The sequence below is a fragment of the Pseudomonas parasichuanensis genome, from assembly GCF_021601385.1.
GTDB classification, from domain to species: Bacteria; Pseudomonadota; Gammaproteobacteria; order Pseudomonadales; family Pseudomonadaceae; genus Aquipseudomonas; species Aquipseudomonas parasichuanensis.
Map to the genome: position 1 here is coordinate 52,025 of NZ_BQHO01000035.1, position 9,800 is coordinate 61,824.

Genomic DNA, 9,800 nt, shown 5'->3' on the forward strand with positions numbered 1-9,800 from the left:
TCCCGATGGGTTTCAACCTTTCCGCCTGGGCGCTGCGCAATCGCCAGATCGTACTGTTCCTGATGATCCTGCTGGCGGCCATTGGCGCCATGTCCTACACCAAGCTGGGGCAGAGCGAGGATCCGCCCTTCACCTTCAAGGCCATGGTCATCCGCACCCTGTGGCCGGGGGCGACCGCCGAAGAGGTGTCGCGCCAGGTTACCGAGCGCATCGAGAAGAAGCTGATGGAGACCGGCGAGTACGAGAGGATCGTCTCGTTCTCCCGGCCCGGTGAGTCCCAGGTCACCTTCATGGCCCGCGACTCGCTGCACTCCAAGGACATCCCCGAGCTGTGGTACCAGATCCGCAAGAAGGTCGCGGACATCAAGCACACCCTGCCGCCCGAGGCCCAGGGGCCGTTCTTCAACGATGAGTTCGGCACCACCTTCGGCAACATCTACGCGCTGACCGGTGAGGGCTTCGACTACGCGGTGCTCAAGGACTACGCCGACCGTATCCAGATCCAGCTGCAGCGGGTCAAGGATGTCGGCAAGGTCGAGCTGATCGGCCTGCAGGACGAGAAAATCTGGATCGAGCTGTCCAACGTCAAGCTGGCCACCCTGGGCGTGCCGCTGGCTGCGGTGCAGCAGGCATTGCGTGAGCAGAACGCGGTAAGTACCGCCGGCTTCTTCGAGACCCCCAGCGAACGCCTGCAACTGCGGGTCAGCGGGCGTTTCGACAGTGTCGAGCAGATCCGCCAGTTCCCCATCCGCGTGGGCGACCGCACCTTCCGCATCGGCGACGTCGCCGAGGTGCAGCGTGGCTTCAACGACCCACCCGCGCCGCGCATGCGCTTCATGGGCGAGGACGCCATCGGCCTTGCCGTGTCGATGAAGGACGGCGGTGACATCCTGGTGCTGGGCAAGGCCCTGGAGGGCGAGTTCGCCCGCCTGGCCGAAGGGTTGCCCGCGGGCATGCAGTTGCGCAAGGTGTCCGACCAGCCGGCGGCGGTGAAAGCCGGGGTTGGCGAGTTCGTCCAGGTGCTGGTCGAGGCCCTGGCTATCGTCTTGCTGGTGAGCTTCTTCTCCCTGGGCCTGCGCACGGGGCTGGTGGTGGCCCTGGCGATCCCGCTGGTGCTGGCCATGACCTTCGCCCTGATGCATTACTTCGGCATCGGCCTGCACAAGATCTCGCTGGGTGCGCTGGTGCTGGCGCTGGGCTTGCTGGTGGACGACGCGATCATTGCCGTGGAGATGATGGCGATCAAGATGGAGCAGGGCTACGACCGGCTCAAGGCGGCCAGTTACGCCTGGACCAGCACGGCCTTCCCGATGCTCACCGGCACCCTGATTACGGCGGCGGGCTTCCTGCCGATCGCCACGGCGGCGTCGAGCACCGGCGAGTACACCCGCTCGATCTTCCAGGTGGTGACCATCGCCCTGCTGACCTCGTGGGTGGCGGCGGTGGTGTTCGTGCCGTACCTGGGCGAACGCCTGCTGCCCGACCTGGCCAAGCTGCATGCGGCACGCCATGGCAGTGACGGGCAGGCGCCCGACCCTTACGCCACGCCGTTCTACCAGCGCGTGCGACGGGTGGTGGAGTGGTGCGTGCGGCGGCGCAAGACGGTCATCTTGCTGACCATCGCGGCCTTCGTCGGCAGCATCCTGCTGTTCCGCTTCGTGCCCCAGCAGTTCTTCCCGGCCTCCGGGCGCCCGGAGCTGATGGTCGACCTGAAGCTGGCCGAAGGCGCCTCGCTGAACAATACCGCCGAGCGGGTCAGGCAGCTGGAAGCGCTGCTCAAACAGCAGGACGGCATCGACAATTACGTGGCCTATGTCGGCACCGGTTCGCCACGCTTCTACCTGCCCCTGGACCAGCAACTGCCGGCGGCAAGCTTCGCCCAGTTCGTGGTGCTGGCCAAATCGCTGGAAGACCGCGAGCGCCTGCGCAGCTGGCTGATCAGCACCCTCGACCAACAGTTCCCCGACCTGCGCTCGCGGGTCACTCGCCTGGAGAACGGCCCGCCTGTAGGTTACCCGGTGCAGTTCCGCATCACCGGCGAGCACATCGAGAAGGTCCGTGCCCTGGCCCGCGAGGTAGCGGCCAAGGTGCGCGAGAACCCGCATGTGGTCAACGTCCACCTGGACTGGGAGGAGCCGAGCAAGGCGGTGTACCTGGACATCGACCAGGACCGCGCCCGGGCCCTGGGGGTGAGCACCGCGCACTTGTCGAGTTTCCTGCAGAGCTCGCTGACCGGCAGCACCGTCAGCCAGTACCGCGAAGACAACGAACTGATCGAGATCCTCTTGCGCGGCACCCCTGAAGAGCGCCGCGAGCTGGGCAACCTGGGTAGCCTTGCGCTGCCCACCGACAACGGCCCGAGCGTGGCGCTGTCGCAGGTGGCCACGCTGGAGTACGGCTTCGAGGAAGGCATTATCTGGCACCGCAACCGCCTACCAACGGTGACCGTGCGCGCCGATATCTACGACAAGGAACAGCCAGCCACACTGGTGAAACAGATCCAGCCGACCTTGCAACAGATCAAGGCTGAACTGCCGGATGGCTACCTGTTGGAAGTCGGCGGCACGGTGGAAGACTCCGAGCGCGGCCAGCGGTCGGTGAATGCCGGCATGCCACTGTTCATCGTGGTGGTGTTGAGCCTGTTGATGATCCAGCTGCGCAGCTTCTCGCGGATGTTCATGGTGTTCCTCACCGCGCCTTTGGGGCTGATCGGCGTAACCCTGTTCCTGCTGGTGTTCCGCCAGCCGTTCGGTTTCGTCGCGATGCTCGGCACCATTGCTCTGGCAGGCATGATCATGCGCAACTCGGTGATCCTGGTGGACCAGATCGAGCAGGACATTGCCGCCGGGATGGAGCGCTGGCAGGCGATCATCGAGGCCACGGTGCGGCGCTTCCGGCCGATCGTGCTGACCGCGCTGGCGGCGGTGCTGGCGATGATCCCGTTGTCGCGCAGTGTGTTCTACGGGCCGATGGCGGTGGCGATCATGGGGGGGTTGATCGTGGCCACGGTGCTGACGCTGCTGTTCCTGCCGGCGTTGTATGCGGCGTGGTTCAGGGTCAAGAAGGACTGAACATCGTGGGGGAGGGCGTTGCCCTCCATCCGCGGCGCAAGGCCGCTCCTACAGGCGACCGCGAGCCCCTGTAGGAGCGGCCTTGTGCCGCGAAAGGGCTGCGCAGCAGCCCTGAGGATCTCAGCTCAGAATCACAGCGCGCCAAAGACTTTCTTGGCCAGGCTGGTAGCAGCACCGGCCGGGTTCTGGCGAATGCTCTCTTCCTGCTTGCCGATCATCTCGAACAGCCCGTCCAGCGCCTTCTCGGTCACGTAGTTCTCGATGTTGGCATCGTCCTTGATCAGCCCCAGGCCCTTGGCCTGCCCGGCGAAGCTGTTGTACTGCTGGGCCAGGCCGACCTTGTCGGTGGCCTGCTTGACGATTGGCAGGAACTTGGCACGTATCTGCTCGCGGCTGCTCTTGTTCAGGTACTGCGTGGCCGAATCCTGACCGCCGCTGAGGATGCCCTTGGCATCGGTCACGGTCATCTTCTTCACCGCATCCACCAGGATCGCCTGGGCTTGTGGCACGGCTGCTTCGGCAGCCTTGTTCATGCTGGTCTCCAAGGCCTCGACCTGGTCACCCTTGCCGAACATCTTCATGGCCTTGGCGGCCTTGCCGAGGTTGCCTGGCAGTTCGATGCGCACATCGGGGTTATTGCTGAAACCGCCCGGGGTGCTCAGTTGCTTGACGGCGATCTGCGCGCCCTGGGTGAGGGCGTCCTTGAGGCCGCCGCTGGCGTCGCTTTGCGACAGGTCGCCCAGCGACAGGGCCAGGGCGCTGGCCGACAGCAGCACGCCGGCACACAAGGTGGTGAAGCGCAGGGAAGTGCGAATCATGGATATTTCCTTATAGACAAGAAGTAGCGCAGGCTCAGCGGACCGGGTCGACCTTGATCCGCACCGGCTGCTGGTCGCTGCCGTCGAGCATCACGCCATGGTGTTCGGTGTTGATGAACAGCAGCTTGCCGTCCAGTTCGATGCGCGCGCTCACCGCGTAGCGGTGGCCGGGCTTGATCTGGGCCGGGTCATACTTGAGGTGGAAGGGCAGCGGTACGTTGCCTTTGACCGGGCCATTCTGGCTAGCCAGGGTAACGGCCGGGGCGTCCATCAGCGAGACGTCCTGCAGGGCCACGTTCAGGGTGGCGGCTGGCGGCAGGGCGATGCGCTGCAGGTAGAAGACTTCGCCATCGAGGCTGGCGTGGTTCGACGGGGTGTTGCTGGAGCACGCTGCAAGCAGGGTAGCGCAGCACAGGGTGAAGAGTTTTTTCATGGTATCTCCGGTGTACAGGGAGCTGGCTTGTGGCCAACTCCGGGGACTTTAGCGGATTTTCATATTGTGTGCGGCCTTCTGTAATGGGGCCGCTTTGCGGCCCTTCGCGGCACAAGGCGGGCGCCGAGGCCATCACGCAGCCGACGGCGCCTCATCGCGGTGCAGCGCCACCTGGCGAATCGACAAACGCAGCTCCGCCGACAACACACGCTTGGCCACGCCTTCGGCCAGTTCCGCCAGCTTGTCGTGATAACCCAGCTTGCCGCCAGCGTCGGGGTGCAGCACACCTTCGCGTACCAAGGTCTGGATAAAGTGGCGGAACAGGGTCTTGTCGAAGAACTCCGGGGCGTTGAGCCCATGCAGGATCGACAGGCGCTGGGCCATCATCACGCACAGTTCTTCCAGCTCCTCGGCGTCAAGGCTGTTCTGCCCGCTGTTGAGCAGCAACGAGGTGGCCATGTAGAAGCGCTGCAAGGTCTGGGTGATGGTACGCGCCAGCAGCGTCAGCAGCACGAACTGCCGCGAGCTGGGTGCCGGGCGCAGGTACACATCGTTCTCGAAGCGCAGCAGGCCTTGCTCGACCAGCGCCGCCAGCCACTGGTCGATCACCTCGTCCAGTTGCTCGGGTGTCCAGCGCAGGAACAGCTCAGCCTGCAGGTACGGGTACAGCGCCTTGACGTACTGGCCGACCAGGTCGCGGCTCATGCGCGAGCTGCTCTGGAAGAAGCTCGCCAGTAGCGCCGGCAGGGCGAAGATGTGCAGGACGTTGTTGCGGTAGTAGGTCATCAGCACCGCGTTGGCTTCGTCCAGGTACAGGATGCGGCCCAGTGCGTCCTTCTGCTCGGCCAGCAGGTCCATGCCCAGCACATGCTTGATCAGCGCGCTGCCGTCGCCATCCGGCAAGGTGGTGTGCGGCGAGTAGGGCACCTGGCGCAGCAAGGCCAGGTACAAGTCGAGCACGCGGGTCAGGGCGCGCTCATCGAGGGCCATACGGCTGGTCGACAGCAGTGCCAGGGCCACCAGGTTGACCGGGTTGACCGCCGCCGCCTCGTTGAGGTGGCGGGCGACGGTCTCGCCCAGGCGCGTGGTGGTGTCGTTGAGCCAGTCCGGGCGGAACTGCGGGGCGAGTGGCTGCTCGCGCCAGCCGGGTTGCTGCTCATCGAGGAAACCGGCCAGGCGGATCGGTTCGCCGAAGTTGACGTACACCTGGCCGAAGCGCTGCTTGAGGGCACCGAAGACCTTGAAGATGTCGAAGATCGACTCTTTCTTCTTGCTCGCGCCACGCAGCTCGCCCAGGTAGGTACGGCCTTCCAGCACCCGTTCATAGCCGATGTACACCGGCACGAACACGATCGGCGTACGCGATGAACGCAGGAAACTGCGCAGGGTAATCGCCAGCATGCCAGTGCGTGGCTGCAGCATGCGCCCGGTGCGTGAGCGCCCGCCCTCGACGAAATACTCCACCGGGAAGCCCTTGGTGAACAGGGTGTGCAGGTATTCGTTGAACACTGCGGTGTACAGCGGGTTGCCCTTGAAGGTGCGGCGCATGAAGAACGCACCGCCGCGGCGCAACAGGCCGCCGATCACCGGCATGTTGAGGTTGATGCCGGCGGCGATGTGCGGCGGCGTCAGGCCATTGCGGAACAGCAGGTAGGACAGCAGCAGGTAGTCGATGTGGCTGCGGTGGCAGGGCACGTAGATCACTTCATGGCCCGGGGCGATACCCTGCACCTGCTCGATGTGGTTGACCTTGATGCCGTCGTAGATCTTGTTCCAGAACCAGCTGAGCACTACTTCGAGAAAGCGGATCGCGGTGTAGGTGTAGTCCGAGGCGATCTCGTTGCCGTAGTGCAGCGCCTTGGCCTCGGCCTTGGCGTAGGGGATCTTCTCGCGCTCGGCCTCGTCGCTGATGGCCTGGCGCACCAACGGGTCGTGCACCAGGCCCTTGACCAGGTTGCGCCGGTGCGAGATGTCCGGGCCGATCACCGCGGTCTTGAGGTTGCGGAAATGTACGCGCATCAGCCGTTGGGCCATGCGCACGGTGCGCTCATGGCCTTTGTTGTGGCCCACCAGCTCGCGCAGGTGGATAGGCGCGGAAAACTGCACCCGGGTCTTGCGCCCCAGAATGAGGATGCTCAGCAGCCGGCGCAGGCGCCCGGTGACCGCCCAACTGTCGGCGAACAGCAGCTTCCACGGACTCGACTCGCTGGCCGGGGTCTGGCCCCAGAACACGCTGACCGGGATGATCTGCGCGTCTTCCTCGGCGTGCTGGCTGATCGCCGCGACCAGGCGCTCCAGGGTGGGGGGCGCGCCGCGTTTGTCGTGGCGGCCGAGCCAGTCCGGGTCGGGGGTCAAGTAGAAGAACCCGGCGGGTTCCTGCAGCGGGCCGACCGCCACCGGCAATACCGGGCGTGGCAGCCCCGCTTTGGTGCATTCGTGGTCGATCACGGCCAGGTCGGTCAGCGACGGCGAGGGCAGGGCGTAGAACACCGGGCGGCTGCGGTCGAGCTTGAGGGTCAGCGAGGACTGGTTGATGGTCTCGGAGCGCACCCAGAGGTACAGCACGCGGCGCAGGGCGCCGAAGATCAGGCGGCGCAGGGGGGAACGGGTCATGGGGTAGGTGCCCTGGGTGAAAGTTTCGGCGTTGTTTCAGGACGTTAGTCTGCCGTATCTGCGTAAGTTCAGCAAAAATCGGCAAAAATCGGTGCTGTAATGAATTTTTTTTGTTCTCTGTCATATACTCGGCCTGCCGCTTGCTTACTATTTGAGCAAGCTGCGACGGCAGGGGCGCTGCGCCCATGCCAGCAAGGCGATCTTCAAAATAAAAATCCGGAGTAGTGCAGATGTCGTCTCGTGAGACTGGGAATGTGAAGTGGTTCAACGATGCCAAAGGTTATGGCTTCATTCAGCGCGACGGTGGTGCGGATGTATTCGTCCACTATCGGGCGATCCGCGGTGAGGGGCATCGCACCCTGGTCGAAGGGCAGCAGGTGGAGTACGCACTCGTGCAGGGCCAGAAAGGCCTGCAGGCGGAGGATGTAGTCGGGCTCTAAGCCGCTGACTGCACGCTCAAGCTGCAAGTTGACCGTGGAACTTGCAGCCTGATGCGATCATTTATCAGTGTGTGCGCCAGGTGATTTCTTCTTCACCGTCGGCGCTGATGCGGATCCAGCGATCGGCATCTTCTTCCCCTTGTTCTTCTGTCCAGCTGCCGGGCGCACAACGTACTTCGACGTTGAGTGCGGCGAATGCTGCGTGGGCACAGGCGATGTCATCGGCCCACGGGGTCTGGTCGCTTTCCAGCAGCAAGCTGTTCCATTTCCCCACAGCCTTCGGTAACCAAGTGACCGGAATGTTACCGGCCTTGCATTTGAAGGTTTGGCCTTTTTGCGTCCATTCGCTGCATGGGCCCAGGGCCTCGGTCAGCCAGGCGGCGATCTGCTTGTGATCGACGTCGGCGTCCTTCAGGTAAATCTCGATATCGGGTTGGCGCATAGGGGGCTCCGGGGTGTGCTCAGGCTTGGCGCACAAAATAGTCATAACGCATGGAAACCGTGACCTCGAACGGCTCGGGCTGGTCGATCACCCGGGCACGTTTCTCGGCGCTGGCGCGCCAGCCGTGCGGGGTCATGGCCAGCAGGTCGGCGCGGGCCTGGGGCTCGGCCAGGCTCAGGCGGAACTCGAGCACTTCGCCATGGGCGTGGGCCATGCCCTCGGGCACCAGGGCCAGGTGCTTGTCATCGGCGTAGGGGCGTACTTCATCGTAGAGCACCTCGCGCAGTTCCATCAGGTGGCCGCTGGTCGGGCCGACCCGCATCAGGCCGCCGCCGGGCGCCAGCAGGCGCCGGGCCTCGTCCCAGTCGAGCGGGCTGAACACGCTGGCAATGAAGCCGCAGCTGGCGCTCTGCAGGGGCACGCGGGCCATGCTGGCGACCATCCAGGTGACCTGCGGCGCGCGCCGGCAGGCACGCTTGACTGCTTCGCGGGAGATGTCCAGGGCGTAACCCTCGGCCTGTGGCAGGGCCTCGGCCAGCTGGGCGGTGTAGTAGCCTTCGCCGCAGCCGATGTCCAGCCAGGCGTCCGGCTGGCGCTCGGCGGCCAGTTGCGCCAGGCGGCGGGCCACCGGCGCATAGTGGCCGGCGTCGAGGAAGCCACGGCGGGCTTCGACCATGGCCTGGTTGTCGCCAGGGTCGCGGCTGTTCTTGTGCTGCACCGGCAGCAGGTTCAGGTAGCCCTGGCGGGCGCGGTCGAAGCGGTGGCCTGCCGGGCAGGCCACACCGTTGTCGAGCTGCGCCAGGGGCGCCTGGCAGAGTGGGCAGGCAAGCATCAGGCGAGCAACCGCACCAGGGTCTGGTAGTAGATCTCGGTCAGCAGGTCGAGGTCGCTGGCCAGGATGCGCTCGTCCACCTGGTGGATGGTGGCGTTGACCGGGCCGAGCTCGACTACCTGGGTGCCCATGGTGGCGATGAAGCGGCCGTCGGAGGTGCCGCCGCTGGTCGAGGGCTGGGTTTCACGGCCAGTGATCGCCTTGATGCTCGACGACACCGCGTCGAGCAGCTCACCCGGCTCGGTGAGGAATGGCAGGCCCGACAGCGCCCAGTCGATCGACCACTCCAGCTGATGCTTGTCGAGGATTGCCGCGACGCGCCGTTGCAGGCCTTCGACGGTCGACTCGGTGGAGAAGCGGAAGTTGAACAGCGCGGTCAGCTCGCCGGGGACCACGTTGGTGGCACCGGTGCCCGAGTTGAGGTTGGAGATCTGGAAGCTGGTCGGCGGGAAGAACGCGTTGCCTTCGTCCCAGTGCTCGGCGGCCAGCTCCGCCAGGGCCGGCGCGGCCAGGTGGATCGGGTTGCGCGCCAGGTGCGGGTAGGCCACGTGGCCCTGCTTGCCGCGGATGGTCAGCTTGGCGCCGAGGGAGCCCCGGCGGCCGTTCTTGACCACGTCGCCGAGCAAGGTGGTGCTTGACGGCTCGCCGACGATGCACCAGTCCAGGCGCTCGTTGCGCGCCTTGAGCAGCTCGACCACGGCCTTGGTGCCGTGGTGGGCCGGGCCTTCCTCGTCGCTGGTGATCAGGAAGGCAACCTTGCCACGGTGGTTCGGGTAGTCCTGCACGAAGCGTTCGCTGGCCACCACCATTGAGGCCAGGCTGCCTTTCATGTCGGCGGCGCCACGGCCGCAGAGCATGCCGTCGGCATCGATCAGCGCCTCGAACGGCTCATGCTGCCATTGCTGCACCGGGCCGGTAGGCACTACGTCGGTGTGGCCGGCGAAGCACAGCACCGGGCCGTCCTGGGTGCCATGGGTGGCCCAGAAGTTGTCGACGTCTTCGAAGCGCATCGGCTCGAGCTGGAAGCCGACGGCGCCCAGGCGGTTCATCATTTGCGCCTGGCAGTCGGCGTCGACCGGGGTGACCGACGGGCGGCGGATCAGGTCGCAGGCCAGTTGCAGGGTAGGCGAAAGCTCGGCTGGGGCCGTCAT

The 9,800-nt window shown here is 65.3% G+C and carries 8 protein-coding genes; 2 read left to right on the forward strand and 6 right to left on the reverse strand.

The window, feature by feature from the left end; translation table 11 throughout:
* The first annotated feature begins 5 nt into the window (after window positions 1-5).
* Window positions 6-3,071, forward strand: coding sequence for an efflux RND transporter permease subunit (locus tag L6D77_RS22755; RefSeq protein WP_232880250.1), 3,066 nt, complete (start codon window positions 6-8; stop codon window positions 3,069-3,071).
* Between the two features lie 131 nt (window positions 3,072-3,202).
* Here the strand turns inward: L6D77_RS22755 and L6D77_RS22760 are convergent, their stop codons facing one another.
* The 3 genes from L6D77_RS22760 to plsB form a co-directional block, all read right to left on the reverse strand.
* Window positions 3,203-3,889 carry a DUF4197 domain-containing protein gene (locus L6D77_RS22760; protein WP_232880252.1) on the reverse strand — a complete coding sequence of 229 codons (687 nt, stop codon included), beginning with the start codon at window positions 3,887-3,889 and terminating at the stop codon, window positions 3,203-3,205.
* Between the two features lie 34 nt (window positions 3,890-3,923).
* A complete protein-coding gene (locus L6D77_RS22765) occupies window positions 3,924-4,322 on the reverse strand; it encodes a YbaY family lipoprotein (protein ID WP_232880256.1) in 399 nt (132 codons plus the stop codon).
* 132 nt (window positions 4,323-4,454) lie between these two features.
* On the reverse strand, window positions 4,455-6,935 hold the full coding sequence (gene plsB / locus L6D77_RS22770) for a glycerol-3-phosphate 1-O-acyltransferase PlsB (protein WP_232880274.1): 2,481 nt from the start codon (window positions 6,933-6,935) through the stop codon (window positions 4,455-4,457).
* A 230-nt stretch (window positions 6,936-7,165) separates the two neighbouring features.
* Between plsB and L6D77_RS22775 the strand changes: the two genes are divergently transcribed.
* Window positions 7,166-7,375: a cold-shock protein gene (locus L6D77_RS22775; RefSeq protein WP_110992443.1), complete on the forward strand. Its 210-nt coding sequence runs from the start codon at window positions 7,166-7,168 to the stop codon at window positions 7,373-7,375.
* Window positions 7,376-7,439: 64 nt separating this feature from the next.
* Here the strand turns inward: L6D77_RS22775 and L6D77_RS22780 are convergent, their stop codons facing one another.
* The 3 genes from L6D77_RS22780 to dapE all read right to left on the reverse strand — a co-directional run.
* Entirely contained in the window at window positions 7,440-7,817 is a 378-nt protein-coding gene (locus L6D77_RS22780; protein ID WP_232880275.1) for a hypothetical protein, read from the reverse strand.
* Between the two features lie 19 nt (window positions 7,818-7,836).
* Window positions 7,837-8,649 (reverse strand): putative RNA methyltransferase, encoded by an 813-nt coding sequence (locus L6D77_RS22785; RefSeq protein WP_232880278.1) that lies wholly within the window; start codon window positions 8,647-8,649, stop codon window positions 7,837-7,839.
* Window positions 8,649-9,800 (reverse strand): succinyl-diaminopimelate desuccinylase (gene dapE, locus L6D77_RS22790; RefSeq protein WP_232880285.1); only part of this gene is annotated, 1,152 nt, incomplete at its 5' end. The genes L6D77_RS22785 and dapE, both read right to left, overlap by 1 nt.

Bases quoted from the DNA above. Each gene is read 5' to 3' on its own strand.
- L6D77_RS22755 (WP_232880250.1), top strand. From the start codon at position 6: ATGGGTTTCAACCTTTCCGCCTGGGCGCTGCGCAATCGCCAGATCGTA.
- L6D77_RS22760 (WP_232880252.1), bottom strand. From the start codon at position 3,889: ATGATTCGCACTTCCCTGCGCTTCACCACCTTGTGTGCCGGCGTGCTG.
- L6D77_RS22765 (WP_232880256.1), bottom strand. From the start codon at position 4,322: ATGAAAAAACTCTTCACCCTGTGCTGCGCTACCCTGCTTGCAGCGTGC.
- plsB (WP_232880274.1), bottom strand. From the start codon at position 6,935: ATGACCCGTTCCCCCCTGCGCCGCCTGATCTTCGGCGCCCTGCGCCGC.
- L6D77_RS22775 (WP_110992443.1), top strand. From the start codon at position 7,166: ATGTCGTCTCGTGAGACTGGGAATGTGAAGTGGTTCAACGATGCCAAA.
- L6D77_RS22780 (WP_232880275.1), bottom strand. From the start codon at position 7,817: ATGCGCCAACCCGATATCGAGATTTACCTGAAGGACGCCGACGTCGAT.
- L6D77_RS22785 (WP_232880278.1), bottom strand. From the start codon at position 8,649: ATGCTTGCCTGCCCACTCTGCCAGGCGCCCCTGGCGCAGCTCGACAAC.